Raw genomic sequence first — 25,819 nt, 5'->3', positions numbered from 1 at the left:
TTAGCACAAGTGCAGCGGGGCGGAGGCGGGCTATACCACGATGCTATTCAGCAATTCTTCGGCGGCCTGCACGGTCAGCAGCTCGCGGGCCGGCGGCAAATCCAGGCGCAGCTTCGGCAACACCCGATGGTCTTGCGCCACCACAAACCCCGCGGCCTGGAGCACCTCAACGTCCAACAAACCAATATCATGAGTGCGGGCCAAAATATCGCACTGGTCGGGTGGCAGGGGCAGGTCCGGGTCCTCCACAAAATCGGCGTAGTAGCCGAACGCCTCCAGGGCGGAAAGATCGGCGGCAACCGCATCCATGATGACGGCGTCCAACAGCACCGCCTCCAGGCCAACACCAGCATAAACCGGGTTGATGTGCAGGGAAGACACCAACCAGGCGTCATCAGATACGGGGGCGGACGGAAGCTGCGCGGCACCCGGCGCGAACGTGGGAGAGCAGTACAAAATGGTGGCGATGGCACGCAGAGTTGGCATGCTGTCGGGGCGGTCGTAGCGCAGATTAAACCCCCGGCACACACCATCGAGCATGCCGGTCGCCAACCACGCCTCCTTCTCGAACATACTATCGAGATTTTTAGTGTGCTGGTTTTGGGCACTGAGCTCCCAGAACACACTGCCGGCACACTCGTGCTGCACGAGGGGGATAGTTTCCGCGGTCAGCGCCTGTAGCTGCACATCCATCGGCCAGGGCTACTCCGTGGAATCCGCAGGATCCGGGGCATCCGCAGGCGGCAGCACGGCATCGGTGATTCCCGCGGTTTCCGCCAAGTCGGCGACTGGCCCAGCACTTTCGTCACCGCTGAGCAGCCCCATGATGCGTTCAAAATCGTCTTTACCGCCGAACTCCACCACGATGCGCCCTTTGTGTTTACCCATAGACACGGATACCTTCGTGTCCAGGTTGTCGGCCAGGGATTCCGCAGCGGTGGTCAGGTATTCCGGCATGGGGGCTTTGGCGCACTTCCGCACCGGCCCGGTTTCCCCATGGCTGAGCAGCACCACGGCCTCCTCGGTGGCCCGGACGGAGAGCCCTTCGGACACGATGCGGTTGGCAAGCCGTTCCTGTCCTTCCTGATCCTCGTTGATAGCGAGGAGCGCCCGCGCATGGCCGGCACTAAGAACCCCGGCGGCGACTTTTTGCTGCACGGCAACCGGCAGTTTGAGCAGCCGGAGCATATTGGTGACCACCGGCCGGGACCGCCCCAGCTTGTCCGCCAGTTCGCTTTGGGTGACCCCGAACTCTTCGAGCAGTTGTTCGTACGCTGCGGCCTCTTCGAGGGGGTTGAGTTGGACGCGGTGCACGTTTTCCAGCAGCGCGTCGCGGAGCATGGAGTCGTCATCAGTTTTGCGGACAATAGCGGGAATGGTGTCGAGCCCGGCCTGGGTGGCGGCCCGCCAGCGCCGTTCGCCCATGACCAGTTCGTACCGGTCGCCGGATCGCCGCACCACAATGGGCTGGAGCAGCCCGAATTCCTTGATGGAGTGGACGAGCTCGTCAAGGTCGAAGTTGTCAAAGACTTTGCGGGGATTTTTGGGGTTGGGGTCGATGAGGTCGGTGGGGATTTCTTGGTAGTGGGCGGCGAGCTCGGTTTCGGGCACGACCTCCAGCTGCGGCCGCAGTGCCGCACTTGTGGGGGTTTCTTCGGCATCGGGTTCTGGCTTACGGGCACCGCCGATAACGATGTCTGCGGCATTATCACCCAGTCGGGAGTCTGGTTGGTTGGTGATGAGCGCAGCCAGCCCCCGCCCTAAACCACCTTTTCGAGCGGTCACGGTTTTCCCTTTCTCTGGTTTTTAGCTTTTCGACGAGCGTTGCCCGCCTCGCTACTTCACGAAGCGAACGTCTCCCCGGTTGGCGAGTTCTTTCGCCGCATCCATGTACGCCATGGACCCGCGGGACCCGGGGTCATAATCCAGCACGGTTTGGCCGAATCCGGGGGCTTCGGACACCTTCACGGATCGGGGTATTCGGTTGCGAAGCACTAGTGCCCCGAAGGTGTTGCGCACGTCGGCGGAGACTTCTTCCGCCAGTTTGGTTCGGCCGTCGAACATGGTGAGCAGGATGGCGGAGATGTGCAGTTGGGGGTTGAGCTGGTGCTGCACCATTGTTATGTATTTGAGCAGCTGGTTCACGCCTTCGAGCGCATAGTATTCACACTGGATGGGGATGAGTACTTCCTCGACCGCGTTGAGGGCGTTGGTGGTCAGGAGCCCCAGGGAGGGCGGGCAGTCGACGAAAACATAGTCGAAGCCGGCTTCTTTGATGAATTCGGGGCTGAGCGCGTCCCGAAGCCGGTATTCGCGGCGAACCTTGGACACCAGTTCGATTTCAACGGCGGCCAGGTCGATGGTGGCTGGGATACAGAACAGATTGCCGTTGGCGGTGGACCGTTGGATCACCTGTTCGGGGGTGCAGGCGCCGAGGAGGAGTTCGTAACTGGAGACGGTTCCTTCCCGATGCTCCACCCCTAATGCTGTGGAGGCGTTGCCCTGGGGGTCGAGGTCAACCACCAGGATTTTCAGCCCATTGCGGGCCAAGCCTGCGGCCAGATTGACGGTGGTGGTGGTCTTGCCGACCCCGCCTTTTTGGTTGGAGATGGCCAGGCGCCGGGGGCGTTCCGGGCGGGGGAGTTTCAGTGCGTGCGGCGTCAATATTTGGGCTGCACGCTGGGCTTCCGCAGCGATGGGGGTGTCATCCCAGTCTTGTTCTTCCATGACCACCTAACTACCTGCTTGTTGTGTTTGTATTAAGTATCAATTCTAACATCACCGTTTCTTTGGGATGTCGATCACGGTGGTGGGTTCCGGCAGGTCGTTTCCTACGGTGAATATTGTGGCGGTGCCGCCGCCGGCTTTGCGGATTTCGACCCGGTCCCGGGCGAGTTCGTCATACACGGAGGCGCCTTTCATGGCGAGCATGTGGCCGCCGGGTTTGACGAGGGGGAGTGACCAGCCGGCGAGTTTCCCTAGGGGGGCCACGGCCCGGGAGGTCACGACGTCGACAAGCCCGAGGGTGACTTTGACCTCACGTTCTTCGGCGCGGCCGCGGATGACTGTCACGTTTTCCAGGCCCAGTTCGCGGACAACCTCGGTGAGGAACGTTGAGCGTTTCAGGAGGGGCTCCACCAGGTAGATGGTGAGGTCGGGGCGGGCGATGGCGAGGGGGATGCCGGGCAGGCCGGCGCCGGAGCCAATGTCGGCGACGGTGAGGCCGGTTGCGATGGCCTCGCCGAGGACGGCACAGTTGAGGATGTGGCGGTCCCACAGTTTGGGGGTTTCGCGGGGGCCAATGAAGCCGCGGATAGCGCCGGTGGTGGCCAGCAGGTCGTGGTAGCGTTCGGCTCGCGCCAGGTTGTCACCGAAGATGCGAGCTGCATGCGTCATGGGGTCTCCTTGGGATAGTGAGAAGCCGCCGCATATGAGGCTGTGCGACGGCTTCCTCTAAAGTTAGCGTTTCCGCTTCTTCTTTTTGGTTTGGTCGGTGGGTTTCTGCCCAACCTTAGGGGCGGATGCCCGTTTGGCGTCTTTCTTGGCCTGGAGTTCGGCTTCTTCCTCAGTATCCATCAGTTTGAACACCCAGCGTTGCTGGAAGAAGGTCCACACGTTATTGGACACCATGTAGAACAACAGCCCAATATGCCAGAAGGTGCAGGTGAGCAGGATGGTGCCGGGCAGGAACCACAGCATCATCTTGTTCATCATGTCGGCCTGCATTTGCATTTGGTCGTTGGCCGCGGGTTTTTGTTTCCCGGACGCGATGCGGGCCTTCTGCCGGTCCACGGACAGCCTAGCGTTCATGTGGATGGCCACCACGATAATGACCACCAGGGGGGCCGCCAGCATAATGATATTGGTTTTGGTGAAATCCCCGGGGAAAGCCTGATACATGGACTCCGGCATGGAGATATAGGCCGAGAGCGGCACCTTAAACAGGCGGGCGTCCAGGAAGGATTGCACGTCTTCCGCGGAGAAGAAATAGTTGGGGGTCATCCGGTTTTGTTCCGGGGTGAGCCCTAATTGGCCGGCACCGGTGCCGGTGCGGTTGAACGAGCGCAGCACATGGTAAAGCCCGAGGAAGACGGGCATTTGCACCAGGATCGGCAGGCAGCCGGCGAGCGGATTGAAACCCATTTCTTTTTGCAGTTTCTGGGTTTCCTGCATCATTTTCTGCTGGTCGTTCTTGTATTTATTGCGGATTTCCTGCATTTGGGGCTGGATTTCCTGCATTTTCCGCATGGAGCGCATTTGGTTGATTGTGGGGCGAACCAGGAGGATGCGCACGGTGAAGGTGAGCAACACAATGGCTAGCACCCAGGTCAGACCGGAGTCTGGGTTGAGCACAAAACTTAAGGCTTTGTGCCATAACCAGAGTATGACCGAGATTGGCCAATAAACGAAGTTAAGCACAGGGGTCGTTACTCCTCGAATTGGTAAAGGGTTGTTTGCGGCACTGGGTCGAAACCACCCGGATGCCAGGGCCCGCACTTGGATAGTCGCACCAAGGCTAACACTATGCCCTTGAGGGCGCCATGGACCCGCACTGCGGTAATGGCATACGAACTACAGGTTGGTTCGAACCGGCAGGAGGGCCCGCCTTTGAGGCCGGAAAGATAGTGTTGGTAAAAATGTCCCGCGGCAATGAGTAGTCGGGCGGCCGGGCTGACGTTAACGCTCACGGATTTTTGCGAGTGCTCGCTGCACATCGTGGCTCAACTCCTCCGAATTTGCGTGTGCCGCTGCTGGCAGGGCGCGAATGACAATGAGCGTGCCGGGCGGTAAGTCGTCGAAAAGCAGGCGGATGATGGCGCGGAGTTTCCGGCTCACCGCATGCCGGGTTACCGCATTGCCAACGGCTTTGGATACCACTAAACCGCAGCGGGGTTTAGTGGTCAGCACATCTCGGGAGAATAATACATGAAGCACAACGGTGCCCCCGCCTGCACGCTTACCACTCCGAATGGTTTTTCGAAACTCTTCGGAGGAAGTGATTTTGTGCTGAGACGGGAGCACCGTTATTTCAAGGGTGACAAGCCGACTATGCGGTCAGCTTTGCCCGACCCTTGCTTCGACGTGCGGCGACAATTGCACGGCCGGCACGAGTGCGCATCCGAATGCGGAAGCCATGCTTACGTGCGCGCCGCCGATTATTCGGCTGGAACGTCCGCTTACCCTTGGTCACGGTAGTTACTCCTATATATGTTGCAAGACGTATCAAACGCCTCAAGCTGAATGATGATACGGAGCAGGCATATCCATTGTGCTTTCGAATCTTATTGCTAAAACCCAGCTCAAGCACATAAATGCGGCAAGTCCGCACAATAATTTCCTTACTCCAGACACGATCGGTATCTCGATATTTCATCGGTTCCGATGTGACAGACCTGTACAGACTACGTGAATTTTCCAGCTCAGGCCAAATCGCCCCATAAATACCCCCGATATACCCAGTAATTACAAATCTGTAATTAAGGATCTTTTTAGTAGTAGGTAGTGCTTATATCCACCCGAAAGGTCACTAATAGGTAACAATCCATCACCCCACCCGGCTACCCCCGTCGCGTCAACACTGCACCGGAACCACCGCCGCTCCGCAGCCAAATTACCGCCACACACAAAGTAGCAATTTTGCCACTGACGTCCCGAATTACACAACTGTAATTCCGCTCCCTGTGGATAACTTTGCCGTTTACCGCTATAATTTCCCCCGATATTAAAATAAGCGCAGCTAAATGGGTGTGAATTTTGCCATAGATTTATCCACAGCTTTTCCCACACCCTGTGGATAACCATGGGTTTTTCCCACCCGCCCTGGCTGTGGATAACGCGCGGATATCCACCCAGCATGGACCCTCTTCGCGGCTGCCTGCGGTCCGTCACACCGCAAAACGGCCTACGCTGGGTGCCATCCCCGCCGAAAAATTTGATAACAAAAAGATATAGACGGGTAGCACTACAAAGTTAAGGCTATTTTTAGTCCTCTTAGCTTTACGACGATAACCCCAGGTAATTCTTGCAGTTTCTCGGAAATTTTTCGGCCCCAAATTTGAAATGAGGAAGAGCATCGGTGACTTCGAGTGATTCAAACCAGGCATCCCAAAAAACCTGGAAATCCGTTGTCAAGGAATTAATCAATGGAAGCGAACAATCCGACGACCTCCATATCGAACCAATAGGCCCCCAACAGCGGGCCTATTTAAACCTTGCCCGACTCATTGGGCTCCTCGACGGGGTAGCGGTATTGGCTGTGCCGTCGGCAAAAGCCAAAGAATATTTAGAGGGTAACCTTTACGGGGTAATTTGCATGGCCCTCAGCAATAAGTTTGGGCGGGAATATAGCCTAGCGGTCACGGTCAATCCGACGATCGGCAAGCGCAGAGACGAGCCCGAAGAGTCTGAGGACGCAGAACAACAAATGTTGGATATCGCCACCCCAACATCGGGGGGCCGGGGGTCGAGAGGCGCAACAACAAAAACAGCCGCGCGGAAGACGCCCCGAAATTCCCGGCGGGGGAAAACCGCGGCAAAACCCGCCCCAACACCGGCGGCCGCGGCGCCGCAAGCGACAACCCCATCGGTGTCGGAGCCGCCACCAGCCCAACCCCCCTCGGGCAAATCCGTGCCCAGAAAGTCCGCGGCAGCCGCCCCAGATGCATCACCCCAGCTAGAGCTGGACGACCGGGATATGCTCACCATCACCGCCACCGGCTGGACCACGAGCCACACCGACCAGGCCGACAATCCGGTCACCCCACAGCCCGCAACTACGGCCAGGGCCACGCTGCGGTCCCGGGAAAAGCCGGCCCACAACCCGGCCCAAGACGATTCCCTCAACCCCCGATACACCTTTGACACCTACGTCGTGTCGGATTCGAACAAACTTCCGACCTCGGCCGCGATTGCGGTGGCGGAGAAACCGGCCCGCGCCTATAACCCGCTCTTCGTGTGGGGGGATTCCGGCCTGGGGAAAACCCACCTCATGCACGCCATCGGTAACTACGCCCAACAGTTGGACCCGAACCTGCGCATCAAATACGTGTCCAGCGAACAGTTCACCAACGACTACATCAATTCGGTGCGGGATGACCGGCAGGAATCCTTTAAACGCCGGTACCGTAACCTGGATATTCTCATGGTGGATGATATTCAATTCCTCCAGGGCAAGGAGGGCACCCAGGAGGAGTTTTTCCACACGTTTAACGCCCTACAGCAGGGCGGCAAACAGATTGTGTTGAGCTCGGACCGGCCGCCGAAACAGCTCACCACCTTGGAGGATCGGCTGCGCACCCGGTTCCAGTCGGGCCTGATTGCCGACATTTACCCCCCGGATTTGGAAACCCGCATCGCCATTCTGATGAAGAAAGCCGAGGCGGAGCAGATTGTGGCATCTAGGGATGTGCTGGAATTAATCGCCTCCCAATTTAGCTCCAGCATCCGCGAGCTGGAGGGGGCATTTATTAGGGTGTCGGCGTGGGCGTCGCTCAATAATCAGCAGATCAATTTGAAAACGGCCGAGCAGGCGCTGGAAGACCTCATGCCGGAGCACAGCGTCCTGGAGGTCACCACGGACACGATCATGGCGATGACCGCAGAGTTTTTCGGCTTTACCATCGCCCAACTATCCGGCACCAGCAAATCCCGCCCGATCACGCACGCCCGCCAGATCGCCATGTATCTGTGCCGCGAGTTGACCGAACTGTCCCTGCCGAAGGTGGGGGAGCGGTTTGGCCGCGACCACACCACCGTGATGCATTCCGAACGCAAAATCCGCAAAGAACTCGCCGAGAAACGCGACACCTATGATGAGATCCAAAAGATCACCACAATGATTAAAAATTACGGTCGTGGTTAATAGCTTTACGACGGTTACCCCCGTGACAAATCCTATATATAGAGGTCATCAAGCCTCAATATCATCGTATTCATGCGTCGTATCAAATTAACTATCGTTGCCACATGCGCTGCAGTCGCAGCCGCAACCATCACTCCGGCCCACGCTGCGGAGGAGCAACACCGCGGTTCTGTGGAAACTAGCGTAGATGTGCTCAGCGGTGCAGCCGAGCCAATCTACGGACCAGTCATCCGCTACTTGCTGTGTGCCAGCGGGTCGTCTCATGGGCTGCCATCGGTACCTCCCGGATATTGTCTCCGGGAAGCCCTATCCTACTAAGGGTTATCCACAAACCCCAGTTCAAACCATGAATCAGCGCTAAAACATAGGGAGTTACCATGCGCCGTATCAAACTCGCCATCGTCGCCACATGTGCTGCGGTCACAGCAGCCACCATCACCACCCCAGCCTATGCTGCGGATGTCGAGCCCAATACCCTGGCCGCGCTCAGCGAAGAAGTCAAGGAAAATGGCGTGCTCAAAACCGCCTATATGGTGCTTTGGGAGGTCGCCATGCTTCCAGTCGCACTCTCGATCTCGCTATCCGTCGAGCCTGGCATGATCTAGGACAAGAAACCCAGCTCAAACCATAAGGAGTTATTATGCGCCGTATCAAACTCGCCATCATTGCCACCTGCACCGCAATCGCAACGGCTACCACCATCACCCCGGCCTACGCTGCGGATGTGGAACCTGATACCTCGACCGCGTTGAGCCAAGAAATCGAGCAAAATAGTGTGTTCAAAACCATCTATTCGGTTCTTTGGGATATCGTCACATTCCCGCTGGCGCTCTCGATCGTACCGCTCATGAAGCCAAGGATGGCCCCCCAATTCTAGGAGATCACCATGCGTTCCATCAAAATCGCAATCACCACAGCATGCCTGGCCTTGGCAGCAACTTCATTCACCCCAGTATCCGCAGGAGAGCGGTTTGAACTCCCTGCCTCTGTGGACAGTAGTCTGGATTTCCTCAGCCTCAGCGCCCTGCCAATCTATGGGCCAGTCATCGCCTATATGGTGTGCGCCAGTGAGTCTTCCCCAGGAATGCCTCCCGGACACTGCCTGCGGGAAGCCCTAGCTGCCTCCTCCTACTAAGCAGTATCCACAAGCCACAGGTGAGTACGGTCTTGAGTGTGCTGTGTTCGGCGAAGCCTCAACTACGCTCAAGCCACCCAAGAGATATACACAAACCCCAGCTTAAAGCGTATTTTGGCTGGGGTTTTACTCTGTGTATAGCCCATGTGCAGCCGGGTTTTCCACAGTCATGCACAGCCCAGGCGGACCGTCCGCCATGGGGACATGTGGATAACTCACCGGTTTTACCGGGTTTGCCCTGTTCAATGGGTATTTTTGGGCATTATAGCGTGGTTATCCACAAGCGCAGACGGCGTCTACAGCCAATAGTGAGGCAAAAATGCGGTGTGAACTGGGGAAATATCGAGTTATGCACAGCCCGGGCGGCCTAGGCGGCCCAAAACCGGCAAGGGGGTAATTGCATGATCTGCACCACATTTATCAAGTCTGCTATTTTTCCAAAATCACAGCCTGTGGATAACATCATTAGATAGCGGTTGAAGTGGTAAAATACCTGGTTATACACAATACGAAAAACCATGAAAAAATCCCATAATCTCCACATGCTGCCGCAAACCTGCTAAATGCCGAAAATTGGCCAAAAATACGGCTGCAAACCTGATATTATTTATCCACAATCCTATAAGTTGTGCGCAATGCACCCCCCGTCGAACAGGGAAAATGCGTCAAAATCGACCTGTAGCAAACTAGTTATCCACAGTTTTACCCCCGCTGTGCACAAAAGAGGGTAGAAATCGACTTTGCAGCCTCGGTTATGCAAAAAAGTCGACCTGGAGTTTTCCCCAGCCTGTGGATAAAATTGTGGATAAATTTTTGCGCCTTGAGCTGCGGTTATCAAAAGTTATCCACAATGTCCACAGGATGGTTATCCACAAGCTATGCAAAAGTGATTCCGGTCACCACGTTGCTGCAAATGTGCGTCCACAGGGGGTGTGGATAACTCCAAAATTTCTGTGGATAACTGGCCGATTTCTGTGGATAAACCTGTGGATAAATCTGGGCCCAAAAAAGTTATCCACAGGTTTTCGAAGTTATCCACATTAATTCCACAAGTTTATCCACAGGCACTCACATGCTCTGAGCTGCGAAAAGGAGGGTTTTCCACAATATCCACAGGACCTATTACTACTACCAACTACATACCTAGGTAGATCTCTGGTAACTGTAGGGACTTCGCCGCAAACTTGCTACTTCGCCGCCGCCCCGATTTTTCGCCGTCGAGATCTTCCGGGTAAGTTTGGAGGCAGCTGCGGCCCCTACTGGCCGCCTGACCGTTTGGCCGTCGAAAAGCCGTCGAAAAGCCGTCGAAAAGCGAACCGCACAAAGGAGCAACCCGAACCCATGGATCTAGGCGCCGTGTCATTTGTCGTTGCAAAAGAAGATCTCGCCAGCGCGGTATCGTGGGTAGCACGCAATCTACCTACCAAGCCTGCACAACCGGTTCTCCGCGCAATGCTTATCACCGCCGACGACGATGGCCTGGAATTTGCCGGATTCGACTACGAAGTGTCCACCAAGGTGCGCATTCCCGCCGAGGTCAACCAGCCGGGACGGATCGCTGTCGCGGGCAAACTCATCGCCGACATCACCGCCACCCTGCCAAACAAGCCTGTCGAGATCTTCGTGGACGGCTCCACAGTGCAGCTCAAATGCGGTTCCTCTCGGTTTGAGCTCCCGTCGATTCCCCTCGACGACTACCCCACCTTGCCCACGCTCCCCGAGGTCACGGGCGCGATCAATCCCCGGCTGTTCATCGACGCAGTGACCCAGGTCGCCACCGCGGCCGGCAAGGACGACACGTTGCCCATGCTCACCGGCGTACACATGGAGATCGAGGGCGAAGACATCACGCTGACCGCCACCGACCGGTTCCGGCTCGCGCTGCGGCGGTTCCAATGGATTCCTGCCTTCCCGGATGCCCAGGCCAAGCTGCTTATCCCGGCGAAAAACTTTGTGGAAAACGCCCGCACCCTCGACGCGAATTCCACAGAACCGGTGGAAATCGCCGTAGGCTCCGGTGACTCCATCGGCGCCGAAGGGCTGTTCGGCATTCACGTGGACGCCCGGCAAACCACCACCCGACTCCTGGACGCAGAATTCCCCAACGTCAACCCGCTGCTGCCCAAATTCCACAAGTGCCTGGCCAGCGTGGAAATCTCGTCCCTTCAGGACGCCATCAAGCGGGTTGCCCTCGTGGCTGACCGGAACGCCCAAATCCGCATGCACTTCACCCCAGGGGAGGTGCTGCTCTCGGCGGGTGGCTCCGACGCCGGTCATGCCGAGGAGTCCGTGCCCTGCGAATTCATCGGCACCGAGGAAGAACTCCTCATCGCCTTCAACCCCGCCTACCTACGCGACGGGCTGCACGTGGTGCGCACCCAGCGGGTTGTGTTCGGCTTCACGGAATCCTCCCGCCCCGCGATCCTCATCCCCGAGCCGGAGAAGCTGCCCGAACTCAACGACGACGGGTTGTACCCCACCCCGGACACGGATTTCACCTACCTGCTCATGCCGGTGCGGTTGCCCGGCTAATCCGGCCAGCGTGTTTATTCGAGAGCTCAGCCTGCGCGACTTTCGCTCCTGGCCCCACTGCCATGTGCGGCTTGGTCCGGGAATCACACTGTTCGTGGGGCGCAACGGCCACGGGAAAACCAACCTGGTGGAGGCCATCGGCTATGTGGCCCACCTCGGCTCCCACAGGGTGGCCCAGGACGCGCCCCTGGTACGCCACGGCCAGCCCAACGCCCGGGTGTCGGCAACCGCGGTACGGGACGACCGGGAATTGACCGCCCACCTGCTCATCAACGCGTCCGGGGCCAACCAGGCGAGCATTAACCGCACAAGACTGAATTCGCCCCGGGAACTGCTGGGTGTGGTGCGCACGGTGCTGTTTTGCCCCGAGGATCTAGCGCTGGTGCGAGGGGAGCCCGCCGAGCGTCGCCGCTACCTGGATAACATCATTGCCACCCGCCGGCCGCGGCTTGCGGGCGTCAAGGCGGACTACGAGAAAGTGTTGCGGCAACGAACAACCCTGCTAAAAACGTCCTCAGCGGCCCTCAGACGCGGCTATTCTGGCGATGACGGGTCATTGGCCACATTGGATGTGTGGGACGCTCAGCTGGCCCGTCAGGGGGCGCAAATGATCGCTGCGCGGCGGGCCCTGGTGACGGAGTTGGATCCGCTCGTCCACGAGGCTTATGCGGGCATCGCCCCGGAGTCCCGGCCGGCCCACATCGCCTACGAATCCACGGTTCCCGACGTAGGCGAGGATCCCGCGCTGATTGAGGCCGCCATGCTCGCTGAGCTGGGCAGGATGCGCCCCAAGGAGATTGATCGAGGTCGCAGCCTGGTGGGTCCGCACCGGGACGATCTGGTTATCACCCTGGGTGATGTGCCGGCGAAGGGGTTTGCGTCGCATGGGGAAACCTGGTCGATGGTGTTGGCGCTGCGGCTCGGCGAGTTCCAACTGCTGCGCGCCGACGGCACCGATCCCGTGCTCATCCTCGACGATGTGTTCGCCGAACTCGACGCGTTGCGACGCGAACGCCTGGTCCACCTCACCCAGGACGTAGAACAGGTACTCATTACCGTGGCGGTGCCGGACGACCTGCCACCGGACTTGGGTGATATTCATCGCATTCCCGTCGTGATGACCGACCGCACATCGGTGATTAGTAGCAATGAATCATAGGGAGCCACCATGACCGAATCACGGGATTCAGTCGCATATGCGTTTGAACGTATGCGTCAGGAAGCTTTACGACGAGGCACCGTGCCCAGACTTATCCGACCTAGGCGGTCGGTCCGGCGCTTGCGGGCGTCGACAAGCAAGGGGCAACCGACCGGCCTGGACGGGCGGGCGATCCTCAGGCCGGACCGCAATTTGGAGGGGATATCTGCGCTGGTAGAGCAGGAAATCACCGCGCGCGGTTGGCGCACTAAACTAGCCGGCGGGTGGATTCATTCGCATTGGTCGCTGCTGGTCGGCGACCGCATTGCGGGGCACACCAAGGTGGAGAAATTCGCTGACAAAAAATTATATATCAGCTGCGATTCGACCGCTTGGGCATCGAACCTCCGCACCATGCAGCGAAATATTTTGAGTACCATTGAGGAAAAAGTGGGGCCCAACATCGTGACGGAATTGCGGATTTCCGGCCCTAAGCCTCCCAGCTGGCGGTATGGGCCGCTGCATGTCAAGGGCCGCGGGCCCCGCGATACCTACGGCTAAGCCCGAGAACTAAGCTAACTTGCCCTAAGACGCGAGCAATGTCTTACCATGTAGGTCCCTAGGCAGTGTAGAATAGAACGGTCTAAATGCTATTAAAATTCAAAGGAGTGCTAGTTACGTGGCTACCGCTGAACACGAATATGGCGCCTCATCAATCACCATCCTTGAGGGACTAGAGGCTGTTCGTAAGCGTCCCGGCATGTACATCGGTTCCACCAACGAGCGTGGCCTACACCACTTGGTGTGGGAGGTTGTGGATAACTCGGTGGATGAAGCAATGGCCGGCTACGCCGACAAAGTCGAGGTGACCATTCTTGCTGATGGCGGTATCGAAGTCATTGATAACGGCCGTGGCATTCCCGTGGAAATGCACCCCTCCGGTGCTCCCACCGTTCAAGTTGTTATGACTCAACTGCACGCCGGCGGCAAATTCGACTCCGAATCCTATGCCGTGTCCGGCGGCCTCCACGGCGTGGGTATTTCCGTGGTGAATGCCCTCTCCACCCGGGTCGAAGCCGACATTAAACGCGACGGTAAGCACTGGTACCAGAACTTCACCAATGCTATTCCCGAAGAACTAGTGGCAGGTGGGCCCGCCGAAGGTACAGGAACAACTGTTCGATTCTGGCCGGATCCTGAAGTTTTTGAAACCACGGTTTTCTCCTTCGAACTGATTGCTCGCCGCCTGCAGGAGATGGCGTTCCTGAACAAGGGGCTCACCATCACCCTCACCGACAAGCGGGCCTCCGAAGAGGAAATCGAACTGGAAACGTTGGCGGAAGAAATCGCCGAAGGTGACCCCGAGACCGCGGTCGAAGCTGCCGAGGAAAAAGTCGTCAAAAAGAAGGAAAAGAAAAAGACCTTCTACTACCCCAATGGGTTGCAGGACTATGTGGAGCATTTGAATAAGTCCAAGACGGCGATCCACCCCACGATCATTAGCCTGGAAGTCAAGGGCGAGAACCTTGAGGTTGAGGTGGCCATGCAATGGAACTCCGGCTATGCCCAAAGCGTACACACGTTCGCAAACACCATTAACACCATCGAGGGTGGCACCCACGAAGAAGGCTTCCGGGCGGCGCTGACCTCCCTGATGAACAAGTACGCCCGCGAGCACAAGCTGCTCAAAGAGAAAGAACAAAACCTTACCGGTGACGACTGCCGTGAAGGCCTGGCCGCCGTGATCTCGGTGCGGGTGGGCGAACCCCAGTTCGAAGGGCAAACCAAGACGAAACTGGGTAACTCCGAGGTGCGAGGCTTTGTGCAAAAAGCCATCAACGAACATGTTTCCGACTGGTTGGACGCCAATCCGGCCGAAGCCAAGGTGATTATCAACAAGGCGGTATCCTCGGCGCACGCCCGGGTGGCGGCCCGCAAAGCCCGGGAAATGGTGCGGCGGAAATCCGCCACCGACCTGGGCGGACTCCCCGGCAAGCTTGCGGACTGCCGGTCCAAAGACCCAGCCAAATCTGAGCTCTATATCGTGGAGGGCGACTCCGCAGGCGGCTCGGCCAAAGGTGGTCGGGACTCCATGTATCAGGCGATCCTGCCGCTGCGGGGCAAGATCCTCAATGTGGAAAAAGCCCGCCTGGACAAGGTGCTGAAAAACAACGAGGTCCAGGCCATCATCACTGCCCTGGGCACTGGCATCCACGACGAGTTCGACATTCAAAAACTCCGCTACGGCAAGATCGTGCTCATGGCCGACGCTGACGTGGATGGTCAACACATTGCGACCCTGTTGCTCACACTGCTGTTCCGGTTCATGCCCCAGCTGATCGAGGAGGGCCACGTGTTCCTGGCTCAGCCACCGCTCTACAAGCTGAAATGGGCGAAGGGCGATCCCGGGTTCGCCTACTCCGACAACCAGCGTGACGAGCTGCTTGCCGAGGGCCTGGCCGCCGGTCGCAAGATCAACAAAGATGATGGCATCCAGCGCTACAAGGGCTTGGGTGAGATGAACGCCTCCGAGCTGTGGGAAACCACCCTGGACCCCCAGGTGCGTATCCTGCGGCGGGTTGACATGAATGACGCTCAGCTTGCCGACGAACTGTTCTCCATCCTCATGGGTGATGACGTGGCTGCTCGCCGGTCATTTATCACCCGCAAGGCCAAGGACGTGCGCTTCCTGGACGTGTAACAGAATGAATGGCCTTTTGCTCCCCATGGTTATCTGTGGGGAGCAAAACTTATTGTGTTTCTTTGGGATTCTGCAAGATCCTAAACAAAGGAAGAATCTATGGTTATTAAAAGGTGGCGGTCATTGTGCCCATTGAAGATGCCGAGTTATTAGACGAGTTAGAAATGCGTGCGGATGTTGAAGCACTGCGTCAGGCCCGCGCCGAAGACGATGGGACTCGTATTTCGCTGGAAGAATTTCTAGCAGAAGAGTCCTAGGCCTCACGGCGCGGTGTAATCCTGGGCGTGATTATTTCACTCGAATACATATTCGGAAGGCGCGTTTATCGTATGCCAAAAAGCTTGGCAGCATATCTTCTAAGCTGATAAACCGGCGTTTCCCTACAACATCAACGATCCCAAAACTGAAACCCCGCTTAGATAATGTGCAGCAGTAACCGATAGGGTAGTGCATATTCTAAGCAGGGTTTCCGGTGTGGGCGAATAAAACTGGCACTCCCTCAGGTGGTTTGTCAGCTTAGATAATGTGCAGCCCCATCACACCATAACGCAGGTGATGTTGACCGGCTCGCCAAGCTGACAAACCCAGTAATTTGTTCTCTCCGAAGACGACTTTGAACCGGAAACCCCGCTTAGCATTTCTGAAGCAGGATTGCAGGGAGGGTGCTAAGCTGCAAAACCGGTTACGGGAGGTGGAAGAAACGGGATTTTTGGGGGTTTTGCAGCTATCAAATGTGCGGCAATTGTTGTAGCGCGGGTGCTAAGCGGGGTTTCCCAGAATTTTGGCTGTGCCGGTGCCTACCAGAAGCAGAAACCCCGCTTAGATAATGTGAAGCAGGAACTGACGGGGGTAGCGGATATTCTAAGCGGGGTTTTGGGTGAATGCTGGGGTGCGGGGGAATAGTTTCGGTGGGTTTGTCAGCTTAGTAGGTGTGCTGCGCTTGGGGTAGCAGGTTTGGTAGCTGCAAAACCGGTTGCAGGTGGCTTGGGCGGAGGGGCTAAACGGGGTTTCGCAGCTATCAGAAGTGCTACGCGGGTGTGTGGTGGCTGGGCCTGGTGGGCATGATGAGAAAAGCCCCGGCGGTGAGGTGGTGAACCGTGGCCGGGGCTGGGGTTGGTTGGGGTGCCGGGAGGTGGGCGTCGTAAAGCGGGCTAGTCGTCGAAGTCTACGTCGCTGTCCTGGGCGTTGTTGATAATGTCGGCAAGTTTTTGGGGGTTATTGAACCAACTCTCGATCACTTCCCGCAGGTGGTCCAGGATTTCGTACGTGCCAATCACGGAGAACATGCCGGCCTCGGGGTCGAAAATCACCTTGTCGGAGAAACCGCGCTGGTCGGCATAAAACTTAATGAGGGAATGCCAAAAATAACCATTACCCACAAACCCGGCGTTACGGATAATCTGCGCCACCGACTCCGGGCCCGGAGCCTCAAAATACAGCGCGGTAACGCCACCGGTGCTGACCAGGTGCACCCTGGAGGCCGTGTCGATCGCCTTCGCCTGGGCGGCACGCTCGTAGGGGGAGGAAGAAATCCCCAGCTGTGGGGAGGCCGCGCCACGCAGGAGACCGTAGTAGCGGAGCGATTCGCCCAGCGCCTCCTCCAGCATGGCCAGGTTAGCGGTTCTACTGGGGGAGACCCAGGCGCCGGCAGGGATTTCGTGCACGCCAATGCTGCGGTCCTCGCCGGGCAGTTTTTCGTAGATGAGTCGCTGCTTGAGCGGTATGGGGGATTGGGTGCCGGTGGCGTCGGGCTTGTCCATGGGGACGAAGGCGCGCTCGTCCACGTTCCATTTATCGCCGTTGGCGTAAAAATAGTAGTGGTCCAGCACCCGGGCCACAGGGGCATCCTCCAGATTATTGACCACCAGGAAACCGGAGGCATCAAAGGCCTGCCGGGGAATATCCATGGGCGGTATCAATAGGTCGTTGGATTCCACCAGCGGGAAATAGGAGGTGTCTTTAGGGTTGGTGATGATGGTGCGGTAAAAATGCACCAGGTGGCACATACCCAGGTATGAGTCCGTGAGCACCACGCCGGCGGGAATATACCCGTAGTCAGTTTTTACCAGGCATAGGCTGCCTGGATGTGGTCGTAATCCCGCTTGATTCCACGCCGAGATAATCACACACGTCTCCCGCTTCAACATAGATAACATTGGTTGCGACTATAATTGTACGTGCGTTGGGGTGGAAACGAGCGGAAAACCAGTAATATCCGGTTTGGGGCGGTAAACTACAAGCTCATTGCGGGTTTCTGCTACCGCCATATGGTGGTGGATGCTTGACGACGCCCGCCCGGGTGGTTGTCTACATCTTGGATACGTTGACAATCAGGTTGAACAGCTCTGCGGTCATGCGGTTGCCCACATTGGCGTAGGCGGAGCCGCCCTTGTGAATCCCATACACGGTATTGGTGTCGCTCAGGATTGGGCCCCCGGATTGGCCCCGGGTGGTGTCAATGATATGGGTGATCTCTATCGGGGTGATACCCGTGATGGTATTGCGATCCTTCCACAGGGTTGCCTCCGGCTTGCCGGGGTAAGTGGTTGGATAGCCAATCACTGTGGCTTGGCGGCCAATGAGGTCCTCGTCGTTGGGGATAGCCATCCCGAACCACCCAACCTTGTCACCTATTGGGGTGTCTAATTTGATAACGCCCCAGTCTTGTTGGGGGTTGGGCAGAAAAACCTTATTGTCGTACCAAATTTGGGTGGCTTTCGCCGTGGGGAAGGGGGTGGTGTCCCCATTGACACCGGGGGTGAAGGTGATATCGGACACCTTCCCTGACACGCAGTGACCGGCGGTGACGACCGTATCGCTACTGACAAGGAAGCCGGTGCAGTTGTTCTTGCGCCCATCCTCCATGGTGAAGCCCACCCTTCCCAGCCATCGGTAGGGGGTTTTGGTGGTGTCGGTGATCTGTTCCCGGTCATCCGTTTCGATAACAGCCTCGGGGGTGGTGTAGGTGCCAGGGGAGGATTCCGTGTGCGTGTAACCCGGGCTTTTTACGAGGTCTTCGGTTTTTATTGTTATTGGGTTTCCCGTGCTTTTGCCGTTCACGATCTTAAATCCGATAGGGGTGAGCGGGCCATCATAGAGGTCAGTCGCTCCGGCGACAGTAGTCGTCGCCATGGGGATGGCGAGGAGCAGGAATGCGCATAATAGTGTTGCGCGGATATTTATGGTTTTCACGTTTTAAAGTATTATCTACTTTTTAAAAATGAGCTATGCTTTTGTGACCAATGCGCGTGTCGCATGCCCCCCATAAGAGGTAGTTGGGATCAAACCTTAAGAATGGAAAAGCGTACTCGCACCGTAGGTAAGTCCCACCATGGCGGCAATGGAAAGCACGACCGCTATTGCTGTGCGGATGTGGTTATTGACCTTGCCATCCAACAGAAGCGCTATGGAACACCCAAGGGCCAGGCCCAGGCCGGTGGTGAAACTTTCATATGATAACCGGCCGCTACCTGTCATGAAGCTGATGACAACGGACATGATTTGCGACACCAAACCCAGCACGATCCCGTAGAACGCCAGCCGCTTGAGAGCAATGTTGAGCGTGGGCTTGGTGGAAGAATCGAACAGTGTTGACATGATGACCCGCCTTCAGTTTCATATGAATATTTCACCTATCTTAGCAATAGTGTTCTGGCGGCACTAGCGAAAACCCCGATATTGGGGCAAAAATTCCCCAGCAATTGCCGGGGAATTGTGGGAGGTCTTAGATGGTGGCTAGGTCCTGGATGGGTCGGCGTCGAGAAGCTCCCAGGGCGGGCAACGCGGCCGCAACTAGCCCAGCCACGCCGGCGCCAACCACGATCAACCCAATCTGCGACCACGGCACATACAGGTGCAGGGGCAGCTTCGCCATGCTAGCGCTGATGGACAGAATGCCCGACCAGCCGAACGCCACGCCCAGGATCGTGCCGCAGATCGCCGCAACCACCGCGGTCAGGGCGGCCTCGATCATCACCATCACCACCAGCTGGCGGCGCTCCAGACCCACCGCCCGCAGCATGGCCGACTCCCGGCGCCGCTCAATGATGGACAAGGCGGTGGTGTTACCAATTCCCACGATCGCAATGATAATGGCCACCGCCAGCAGGGAAATCATCACCAACAGCACCGTATCCAAAATCTTGATATAGTCGGCCCGCTCCTGCGCCCCGCCGCCAACCTGGAAGTGGGGGTTCAGGGAATTCAGGTCGGACACAATGGTTTGGATCTGCTGCGCCGACAAGCTGGAATCCACCTTCATATACATTTGGTTGGTGTGCAATTTGGTGCTGAGCTTGGCCAGGTCGGCCTGGTTCAACGCAACCGCCCCGTTTTCGCCCTTGTCGGATAGGTCCAGGGTTACGGGCAGGGAACCCGTATCACCAAACACGGTCACGGTGTCGCCGCTGTGCATGCCCGGAAAATCACTGGTGTTGGCCTTCATATGCCCCGGCTCGGGGGCTAACTGCTTGGGTGCGTGCAGCACCTGATCCAGTTGGGCCTGGTCCATGCCCTGGGCCATCAGCTTCTTGTCCCCACCGGAGGTGGCTGCCGTGATCGGGGCGCTCTCCAGAGAAGCAGTGGCAGTGATGCCCTGGGTTTGCTTGATACCGGTGATCTCTGCTGGGGTAAACGAATCCGTGGTACGCACCACCAAATCGATTGGCCGTTGGGTGTCGATCTCCGAAGTGATCGACTCCCGAGTGGAGGTAATACCCGTCACCAACAGCACTAGCACGGTGACGCCAATCAGCAGGGATGTGGCGGTGGCCGCGGTACGCAGCGGATTCCGCATCGAATTCGCCGCGGCCAGCTCCGTGGTGGGGCCCAGCGGGGAGATCAGCATGCCCACCCGGTGGATCAGTGGCGGCAGCACCACTGCGCCCAGCATGAGCACGCCCACCAGGCAGACCATGCCGGCGCCGATTCCTAGGAAGATCGCGGCGTCACCACCCGTGCCCCGGGCCGCCAGTACCAGGCCTGCTACGCCCGCCAGCACCAGGAGGCTGCCCAGGATGATTCGGGCCCGCGGCACCGTGTTCTGGGTGGTGGCCTCCATGGGCTGCAGCGCCGTGATCGGGCGCACCTGGGTGGCTTTCCTGGCCGCCCCATAGGCGCAGGCCACCGTCGCCAGGGTGCCCGCCACTAGGCCAGCCAGCGGCGCATAGCCGGGAACCACCAGGTGGTCAATGGTGAAACCGCTCCCTTTGGCGAGCTGCACAAAGAGGGCCGAAATCCCAATGCCCAGCAAGGTTCCCACAGCGGACGCCACCAAACCCACCAGGGCAGCCTCGGCAAGAATAAGCGTTCGAACCTGCCGGCTTTCGGCGCCAATACACCGCAGTAAGGCCAGCTCCTTGATTCGCTGCGCCACCAAAACCTGGAACGTGTTAGCGATAACATAGCCCGCCACAATCAGCGACAACCCCGCAAACGCCGCCAGCATGGCCAACAGGGAAGAACTACTGCCTGACAGCTGCTTCACCTGCCGATCCGCGGCCTCCTCCCGGGTCAACACCTGAAGATTCTCGTCTGAAACCGTCTGCTTGATGCTGGAAACCAACTCGGGCGTGGTTGTTCCGGGAGTGGCGTGCACAAGCAATTCCGTTGTCGCCATCGTCGGCGACTGCAACGCCGTCAACCCCTCATGGGTGAGCGTCAACACCGGAATGCCCATATCCATGGCAGACGAACCAGATGTGATCCCCACAACCCGCACCGTCACCGGCTTTGAGACACCCAGCGGCGTGATGACCATCGTGTCACCCACCGACACCTTCATGGTCTCCGCAGTGCCCTCAGAAATACTCACCTCATCCGGCTTGGTAGGCCACTCGCCCCGGGTCAAGGAATTCCACTGCAAACTGGGGTCCACCTGCGCTAGCAGCCGGGCATTACTTCGGCGACCATCATGGTTGACTTCGCCCATGGCCATGGTCCGGGGACTGACGGCAGCCACACCCGGCAGCTTCCGAATCTTCTCCACATCTTTGACCAGTTTCCGCTCCAACTCGTTGTTGAGAGCATTCGGTTGGGGCCCCACCCATACATCAGTGTTGGCCAATTCGGCAGTCAACGACTTCGTTATCGAATCCGTGTACGAAGCCATAGTGATAAGCGTGGTGACAATAAACGCCACCGACAACACCACCGCCAACGCCGTCGCAAGCAGGCGGCCCAGGTGGTTCCGCATCGAAGACAAAAGCAGGAACTTCATCGGTTACACCGCCACATCCACACGTCGCAAAGCATTCATGATGTCGTCCAGGCTCGGGGCGGTAAGCTCCTCCACGATTCGGCCGTCGGCAAGCATCACCACCCGATCCGCATACGACGCAGCCACTGGATCGTGCGTCACCATAATCACCGTCTGATCAAAATTGACCACACTCTCCCGCAAAACCCGCAGCACCTCGGTGCCGGAATGCGAATCCAGGCTACCCGTCGGCTCGTCCGCAAACACCACGGTCGGCCGGGCCACCAACGCCCGCGCAATCGCCACCCGCTGCTGCTGGCCGCCCGACAACTCATGCGGCTTATGCTGCACCCGCTGGGCAATCCCCAACGTTTCCACCACGCTGGCAAACCACGCCTCATCAACTTTGCGACGAGCCAACGTCAGCGGCAACACAATGTTCTGCTGGGCCGTCAACGTGGGCACCAAATTAAACTGCTGAAACACAAACCCCACATGCTGACGACGCAGCCTGGTGAGCTCCCGATCCGGCATCCTCGTGATCTCGGTGCCCCCAATAAACACCTGACCCGAATCCACCGTATCCAACCCGGCCATGCACTGCATCAATGTCGACTTCCCCGACCCCGACGGGCCCATGATGGCGACGAATGTTCCCTTCTCCACCGTCAAACTGACATTATCCAATGCTGTCACCTGGGTGGCCCCCTCGCCATAACGCTTTACCAAGTCCACTGCGGACACATTCTCATTCTTACTCATGAACTTCATTCTGCCCGCATGAGCTGGGAAAATAATCGGACCCGGGTCGGAAAACTCAACTCCGACCCAGGTATGATGAATCCGGACAGCTTATACGTAAATGGTGCGAAACCGGGCAAACCCCAGGCGGATAAACGCCTTCATCCCCGGCTCCGGGTAGGCCGCCACACACAACATTTCCGCCGTCTGACTCGATAAAAACCGCCGCGTCAACTGGTATGCCATGCCCGTGAGCGGCGGCACACTCTTATCCATTGCCACCGCATACTCCACCAGGTTCTCCACATCGGCCATGGTCCAATCATCCTGCTGAAGCCGCACCAAACGCTTTGAAATCTCCGCCATGAGCCGCGGATCCACCTGCTGGGCCCGGTTGTCGAAGGAGGTTTTGAAAAACCCCAACTCGGAAAACAAAATCGCCAACTTATGCTTCCGCTGTATAAACTCCAAGGCTTCGAATTCCTGTTCAGATTTGAGGATTTCCTCTGCCTCCATATACAGGTCGTGAACAGTCTTTGATAACGGCGGCGACTTCATCCTGGCCTGCTGTTTCATCTCCAACAACCGCGCCCGCTGCTGCTGCAACTTAGCGATCTGCTGGTCCAGGCTACGCAGTGTCTGATCGTAAATCTCGCAGTCACAGTCGGCGGGGTCGGTGGGGGCGGTGGTACCTGCGGCAGGGGTGGCGGTGGGTGCGTCGACAAGCTGCGTTGAAGCGGCAGCAGGGGCCGGCACCGCCGCCATCACCGCGGTCTCTGCCGCCGACAACTCCAACCGAATATCATCCAACCGCATGCCCGCCTGCGCCATACTCCGAATCTGAATCAACCGGGCAACATCCGCAAACTCATAATCCCGCCACGGCCCCCGCTGCTTCGTCGGCACCGGCAACAACCCCAAATTATGGTAATACCGAACCGTACGCACACTACACCCGGCAATCTTTGCTGCATCTGAAACACGCATAATACCTATACCACCACATCCCGTTTGCTAAACATTATAGTGCCAACTAGCAGGGAACCTAGCCCAATCGCTAACAGCACAATCGCGCCACGATAATGATCCACCGTGTGTGGGGCCCACGCAAACACCGACAAATCCAACACCCACTTATCTAACTTCAACAACTCCCCGAAAAACGACAGGAAACCCGAAACCGCCACCGGCAGCCACACCATCGTCATCGCCACGGCACTAGTCTTCGCCGTCACACACAACGCCACGCACAATGCCGCAAACCCGCAACACATGATCGTTGGCGGAAGCACATCAAGCGTGGACCACACCACGGTGCCAAAATGCTCCGACGATACCCGGGAATCCGCACTTGCTGCCATCGCCGAAAGAAACGCCGTAGGGACTACCGCGAAAATAGCTGCCAGCGCGGCATAGCAGAAATTCCGCAGAAACATTGCGCGCCGGGATTGGCCGGTGGTGAGCGCCAACGTGAGCAGGCCCTGATTCTCGTCCTTATGCAGGGACAACACTAATTGGACGGTCATGCAGCAGGCCAGGATTCCCACCATGATCGCCATCAGCTGGGCGTATACATCCCGCAGATCCTGGATGTTTGGGGCGATTTGGTTGAAAAGCTCCGAGGTGCCGGGGGATTCCGTGAAAATGTCCGACATTTCCCCGGTCATGGCAGACAGTCCAATGGAGACCACCGCAATGGCGACCGCCCACCAGGCGGCCATGGGGCCTTGGAGTCGCCACCAGAGTGACCACGGGCCCCAGCCGGCGGCCCGGTATTTGCGAGGTTGGGGTTGCACCCATTGGGAATGCAGATCCCGCTTGACCATCACGGTGGGCAGGGCCATGAGGGCGAGTACCAGGGCAAATACCAGCAGCGGCGCCCACCGGTCCCCATCGTGCTCGTAGGGTTTGACCACCTCAAACCATCCGACAGGCGTGAGCCACCGCAGCCAATGCTGGTGATACACATCGGCAACAATCCGCACACCAAACGAAACAAGTAGCACCAAGAGCGATGCTTGTCGGGCCGCACGTACCGAACCGAAGGCCTCCCCGGCAAGAATGGCCAGGAGACCAAAGAAGCCGACACTCATGAGCGACACGCCCCCGTCGATCAGACTTCCCTTCAGCGTGAACTGGTCCGAAAGAGCGGAATTCGCCCACAGGCTGACTGCCACCAGCACGCCCCACAAGACGCTGGTGAGGATGGTGACGGTGAGTGCGGCGCGGCGAAGTACTCCGGCGGAGAGGCCATTAGATTGCAGCAGTTCCGCCTGGCCGCTTTCCTCTAAACCCCGGGACACGCTGGAACCCAGGAGAATATTCATGATGGCGGCAAGAATAATCAGCCACGATATGGTTTTCCAGGAAGTCCAGGTGGCATAGTTGAATGGTTCCGGAATGGTGCCATAGAGCACCACCGGCCCCAGCGTTCCGCGCATGGAAGCCCCCACCGCGGCCAGCGAACCTTCGTCCGGGTAGCTGCTGATATATGTTCCCGGTGAGGTGGCGGCCAGCAGCACAAGTGGTGTGAGCCAGGCGAGGAGGAAGAAGCGGTGGGTGCGGAGGTGGATTTGGATGAGGTTAAGCATGGCTGGCCCCTCCTTGTTGTTGGTTTTGGTTGCCTTGGGCTTCCTGTTGCTGGGCGGGTTTGCCTTGTCCGTCTTGGTAGAATTCGAGGAAGAGTTCTTCGAGGCTGGCGGGGGTGATGGTGATGTTTGATGCGCCTTGGTCGATGAGGTGTTGGAGGGTGGGGTTGACGCTGTCTTGTTCGTGGATGTGGTCGTAGTCCGGGTTGGTGGCGCGGATTCGGACGCCGCGGATGTGGGCGAGTTGTTTCAAGGATCCGGATTCGACGATGGTGCCGTTTCGGATGATGCTGATGTCGTCGGCGAGTTCTTGGACTTCGGAGAGGATGTGGCTGGACAGTAGGATTGCTGCGCCTTCGTTGCGGCGTTCTCGAACAATGTTGATGAATGTTTGTTCGATGAGTGGGTCGAGTCCGGAGGTGGGTTCGTCGAGGACGAGGATATCGACGTTGGCGGCGAAGGCGGCGATGAGCATGACTTTTTGCCGGTTGCCTTTGGAGTAGGTGCGGATTTTTTTGGTGGGGTCGAGTTTGAATCGTTCAATGTATTCGGCGCGTTTTTTCTTGTTGTCACTGGTGGGTCGGAGTTTGGCGAGGGTGTCGAGGACTTGGTTGCCGGTGAGGTTGGGGAAGAGTTCTACATCCCCTGGGACGTAGGCGACGTTGTGGATGGTGGTTTTGGTGGGGTCGGTGTTGTTGATGCGGAGGGTTCCGGTGGTGGGGTGGATGAGTCCGAGGAGGCAGCGGATGGTGGTGGATTTGCCGGCGCCGTTGGGTCCGAGGAATCCGTGGACTGTGCCTGCGGTGACGGTGAGGTTGACGTTGTTGAGTACCCGGGTTTTCCCGAAATCCTTGCTGAGCTGCGAAATCTCAATCGGATAAGCGTTCATGCCTTCACTATAAAGTGCGACGTTACGTTACACGCAAG

At 57.8% G+C, this 25,819-nt stretch carries 26 protein-coding genes; 10 read left to right on the top strand and 16 right to left on the bottom strand.

Annotation, left to right across the window (positions count from 1 at the left end; genetic code table 11):
* Positions 1-30: 30 nt before the first annotated feature.
* The 8 genes from HBA49_RS12025 to rpmH form a co-directional block, all read right to left on the bottom strand.
* Positions 31-693 (bottom strand): hypothetical protein, encoded by a 663-nt coding sequence (locus HBA49_RS12025; protein ID WP_005526878.1) that lies wholly within the window; start codon positions 691-693, stop codon positions 31-33.
* Positions 694-702: 9 nt separating this feature from the next.
* Positions 703-1,785: a ParB/RepB/Spo0J family partition protein gene (locus HBA49_RS12020; protein WP_005526754.1), complete on the bottom strand. Its 1,083-nt coding sequence runs from the start codon at positions 1,783-1,785 to the stop codon at positions 703-705.
* Positions 1,786-1,836: 51 nt separating this feature from the next.
* Complete coding sequence (locus HBA49_RS12015) at positions 1,837-2,727, bottom strand: ParA family protein (RefSeq protein WP_005520317.1); 891 nt, start codon at positions 2,725-2,727, stop codon at positions 1,837-1,839.
* Positions 2,728-2,778: 51 nt separating this feature from the next.
* Positions 2,779-3,396, bottom strand: coding sequence for a 16S rRNA (guanine(527)-N(7))-methyltransferase RsmG (gene rsmG / locus HBA49_RS12010; protein WP_005526803.1), 618 nt, complete (start codon positions 3,394-3,396; stop codon positions 2,779-2,781).
* Positions 3,397-3,459: 63 nt separating this feature from the next.
* Entirely contained in the window at positions 3,460-4,419 is a 960-nt protein-coding gene (gene yidC, locus HBA49_RS12005; protein WP_005520320.1) for a membrane protein insertase YidC, read from the bottom strand.
* Between the two features lie 8 nt (positions 4,420-4,427).
* On the bottom strand, positions 4,428-4,715 hold the full coding sequence (gene yidD / locus HBA49_RS12000) for a membrane protein insertion efficiency factor YidD (RefSeq protein WP_005526836.1): 288 nt from the start codon (positions 4,713-4,715) through the stop codon (positions 4,428-4,430).
* A complete protein-coding gene (gene rnpA, locus HBA49_RS11995; RefSeq protein WP_005526710.1) occupies positions 4,678-5,022 on the bottom strand; it encodes a ribonuclease P protein component in 345 nt (114 codons plus the stop codon). The genes yidD and rnpA overlap by 38 nt, the downstream gene beginning before the upstream one ends.
* A gap of 25 nt (positions 5,023-5,047) precedes the next feature.
* The gene (rpmH, locus tag HBA49_RS11990) at positions 5,048-5,191 is read right to left on the bottom strand and encodes a 50S ribosomal protein L34 (RefSeq protein WP_005526743.1); all 144 of its coding nucleotides are present in this window, start codon (positions 5,189-5,191) and stop codon (positions 5,048-5,050) included.
* 885 nt (positions 5,192-6,076) lie between these two features.
* Here rpmH and dnaA point away from each other — a divergent pair.
* The 10 genes from dnaA to HBA49_RS11940 all read left to right on the top strand — a co-directional run bounded on the left by dnaA (position 6,077) and on the right by HBA49_RS11940 (position 15,624).
* Positions 6,077-7,861, top strand: a complete 1,785-nt coding sequence (gene dnaA, locus HBA49_RS11985) for a chromosomal replication initiator protein DnaA (protein WP_005520330.1) — start codon at positions 6,077-6,079, stop codon at positions 7,859-7,861.
* A 72-nt stretch (positions 7,862-7,933) separates the two neighbouring features.
* Complete coding sequence (locus HBA49_RS11980) at positions 7,934-8,179, top strand: hypothetical protein (protein WP_081455698.1); 246 nt, start codon at positions 7,934-7,936, stop codon at positions 8,177-8,179.
* Between the two features lie 59 nt (positions 8,180-8,238).
* On the top strand, positions 8,239-8,466 hold the full coding sequence (locus tag HBA49_RS11975; protein WP_005526841.1) for a hypothetical protein: 228 nt from the start codon (positions 8,239-8,241) through the stop codon (positions 8,464-8,466).
* A gap of 35 nt (positions 8,467-8,501) precedes the next feature.
* Positions 8,502-8,738 (top strand): hypothetical protein, encoded by a 237-nt coding sequence (locus HBA49_RS11970; RefSeq protein WP_005526678.1) that lies wholly within the window; start codon positions 8,502-8,504, stop codon positions 8,736-8,738.
* A gap of 9 nt (positions 8,739-8,747) precedes the next feature.
* The gene (locus HBA49_RS11965) at positions 8,748-8,996 is read left to right on the top strand and encodes a hypothetical protein (RefSeq protein WP_005526726.1); all 249 of its coding nucleotides are present in this window, start codon (positions 8,748-8,750) and stop codon (positions 8,994-8,996) included.
* A gap of 1,341 nt (positions 8,997-10,337) precedes the next feature.
* Entirely contained in the window at positions 10,338-11,528 is a 1,191-nt protein-coding gene (gene dnaN / locus HBA49_RS11960) for a DNA polymerase III subunit beta (protein ID WP_005520346.1), read from the top strand.
* A 10-nt stretch (positions 11,529-11,538) separates the two neighbouring features.
* Entirely contained in the window at positions 11,539-12,687 is a 1,149-nt protein-coding gene (recF, locus tag HBA49_RS11955; RefSeq protein ID WP_005526644.1) for a DNA replication/repair protein RecF, read from the top strand.
* Between the two features lie 9 nt (positions 12,688-12,696).
* Positions 12,697-13,227, top strand: a complete 531-nt coding sequence (locus HBA49_RS11950) for a DciA family protein (protein WP_005526856.1) — start codon at positions 12,697-12,699, stop codon at positions 13,225-13,227.
* Positions 13,228-13,345: 118 nt separating this feature from the next.
* Positions 13,346-15,367: a DNA topoisomerase (ATP-hydrolyzing) subunit B gene (gene gyrB / locus HBA49_RS11945; protein WP_005526688.1), complete on the top strand. Its 2,022-nt coding sequence runs from the start codon at positions 13,346-13,348 to the stop codon at positions 15,365-15,367.
* A gap of 125 nt (positions 15,368-15,492) precedes the next feature.
* Complete coding sequence (locus HBA49_RS11940; protein ID WP_225866135.1) at positions 15,493-15,624, top strand: antitoxin PHD; 132 nt, start codon at positions 15,493-15,495, stop codon at positions 15,622-15,624.
* 894 nt (positions 15,625-16,518) lie between these two features.
* On the opposite strand, the gene HBA49_RS11935 is transcribed toward HBA49_RS11940, so the two are convergent.
* From HBA49_RS11935 to HBA49_RS11900, 8 genes are all read right to left on the bottom strand, one after another.
* The gene (locus HBA49_RS11935) at positions 16,519-17,523 is read right to left on the bottom strand and encodes an Imm51 family immunity protein (RefSeq protein ID WP_112767119.1); all 1,005 of its coding nucleotides are present in this window, start codon (positions 17,521-17,523) and stop codon (positions 16,519-16,521) included.
* A 151-nt stretch (positions 17,524-17,674) separates the two neighbouring features.
* Positions 17,675-18,559 carry a trypsin-like serine peptidase gene (locus HBA49_RS11930; RefSeq protein WP_005526869.1) on the bottom strand — a complete coding sequence of 295 codons (885 nt, stop codon included), beginning with the start codon at positions 18,557-18,559 and terminating at the stop codon, positions 17,675-17,677.
* A 96-nt stretch (positions 18,560-18,655) separates the two neighbouring features.
* Positions 18,656-18,964, bottom strand: a complete 309-nt coding sequence (locus tag HBA49_RS11925; RefSeq protein WP_005526730.1) for a hypothetical protein — start codon at positions 18,962-18,964, stop codon at positions 18,656-18,658.
* A 127-nt stretch (positions 18,965-19,091) separates the two neighbouring features.
* Positions 19,092-21,584, bottom strand: coding sequence for an ABC transporter permease (locus HBA49_RS11920; RefSeq protein ID WP_005526827.1), 2,493 nt, complete (start codon positions 21,582-21,584; stop codon positions 19,092-19,094).
* Between the two features lie 3 nt (positions 21,585-21,587).
* Positions 21,588-22,334, bottom strand: coding sequence for an ABC transporter ATP-binding protein (locus tag HBA49_RS11915; protein ID WP_005526663.1), 747 nt, complete (start codon positions 22,332-22,334; stop codon positions 21,588-21,590).
* Positions 22,335-22,415: 81 nt separating this feature from the next.
* Positions 22,416-23,291 carry a helix-turn-helix domain-containing protein gene (locus tag HBA49_RS11910; protein WP_005526776.1) on the bottom strand — a complete coding sequence of 292 codons (876 nt, stop codon included), beginning with the start codon at positions 23,289-23,291 and terminating at the stop codon, positions 22,416-22,418.
* A gap of 5 nt (positions 23,292-23,296) precedes the next feature.
* Positions 23,297-24,895, bottom strand: a complete 1,599-nt coding sequence (locus HBA49_RS11905) for a hypothetical protein (protein WP_005526673.1) — start codon at positions 24,893-24,895, stop codon at positions 23,297-23,299.
* Positions 24,888-25,781, bottom strand: a complete 894-nt coding sequence (locus HBA49_RS11900) for an ABC transporter ATP-binding protein (RefSeq protein WP_005526838.1) — start codon at positions 25,779-25,781, stop codon at positions 24,888-24,890. Before HBA49_RS11900 ends, HBA49_RS11905 begins: the two co-directional genes overlap by 8 nt.
* Positions 25,782-25,819: the final 38 nt, after the last annotated feature.

It is taken from the genome of Corynebacterium matruchotii (assembly GCF_011612265.2).
Lineage (GTDB): Bacteria > Actinomycetota > Actinomycetes > Mycobacteriales > Mycobacteriaceae > Corynebacterium > Corynebacterium matruchotii.
Note: the sequence above shows the minus strand (reverse complement) of the source record. Positions and strands in the feature narration are given on the sequence as shown.

Excerpts from the sequence above, each read along its gene's own strand:
- HBA49_RS11900 (WP_005526838.1), bottom strand. The coding sequence starts at position 25,781 with ATGAACGCTTATCCGATTGAGATTTCGCAGCTCAGCAAGGATTTCGGG.
- HBA49_RS12025 (WP_005526878.1), bottom strand. The coding sequence starts at position 693 with ATGGATGTGCAGCTACAGGCGCTGACCGCGGAAACTATCCCCCTCGTG.
- HBA49_RS11950 (WP_005526856.1), top strand. The coding sequence starts at position 12,697 with ATGACCGAATCACGGGATTCAGTCGCATATGCGTTTGAACGTATGCGT.
- HBA49_RS11965 (WP_005526726.1), top strand. The coding sequence starts at position 8,748 with ATGCGTTCCATCAAAATCGCAATCACCACAGCATGCCTGGCCTTGGCA.
- HBA49_RS11975 (WP_005526841.1), top strand. The coding sequence starts at position 8,239 with ATGCGCCGTATCAAACTCGCCATCGTCGCCACATGTGCTGCGGTCACA.
- HBA49_RS11935 (WP_112767119.1), bottom strand. The coding sequence starts at position 17,523 with ATGTTATCTATGTTGAAGCGGGAGACGTGTGTGATTATCTCGGCGTGG.
- HBA49_RS11970 (WP_005526678.1), top strand. The coding sequence starts at position 8,502 with ATGCGCCGTATCAAACTCGCCATCATTGCCACCTGCACCGCAATCGCA.
- HBA49_RS11910 (WP_005526776.1), bottom strand. The coding sequence starts at position 23,291 with ATGCGTGTTTCAGATGCAGCAAAGATTGCCGGGTGTAGTGTGCGTACG.
- HBA49_RS11915 (WP_005526663.1), bottom strand. The coding sequence starts at position 22,334 with ATGAAGTTCATGAGTAAGAATGAGAATGTGTCCGCAGTGGACTTGGTA.
- HBA49_RS11980 (WP_081455698.1), top strand. The coding sequence starts at position 7,934 with ATGCGTCGTATCAAATTAACTATCGTTGCCACATGCGCTGCAGTCGCA.
- yidD (WP_005526836.1), bottom strand. The coding sequence starts at position 4,715 with ATGTGCAGCGAGCACTCGCAAAAATCCGTGAGCGTTAACGTCAGCCCG.
- HBA49_RS11920 (WP_005526827.1), bottom strand. The coding sequence starts at position 21,584 with ATGAAGTTCCTGCTTTTGTCTTCGATGCGGAACCACCTGGGCCGCCTG.
- dnaN (WP_005520346.1), top strand. The coding sequence starts at position 10,338 with ATGGATCTAGGCGCCGTGTCATTTGTCGTTGCAAAAGAAGATCTCGCC.
- HBA49_RS12015 (WP_005520317.1), bottom strand. The coding sequence starts at position 2,727 with ATGGAAGAACAAGACTGGGATGACACCCCCATCGCTGCGGAAGCCCAG.
- rsmG (WP_005526803.1), bottom strand. The coding sequence starts at position 3,396 with ATGACGCATGCAGCTCGCATCTTCGGTGACAACCTGGCGCGAGCCGAA.
- HBA49_RS11925 (WP_005526730.1), bottom strand. The coding sequence starts at position 18,964 with ATGTCAACACTGTTCGATTCTTCCACCAAGCCCACGCTCAACATTGCT.
- HBA49_RS11905 (WP_005526673.1), bottom strand. The coding sequence starts at position 24,895 with ATGCTTAACCTCATCCAAATCCACCTCCGCACCCACCGCTTCTTCCTC.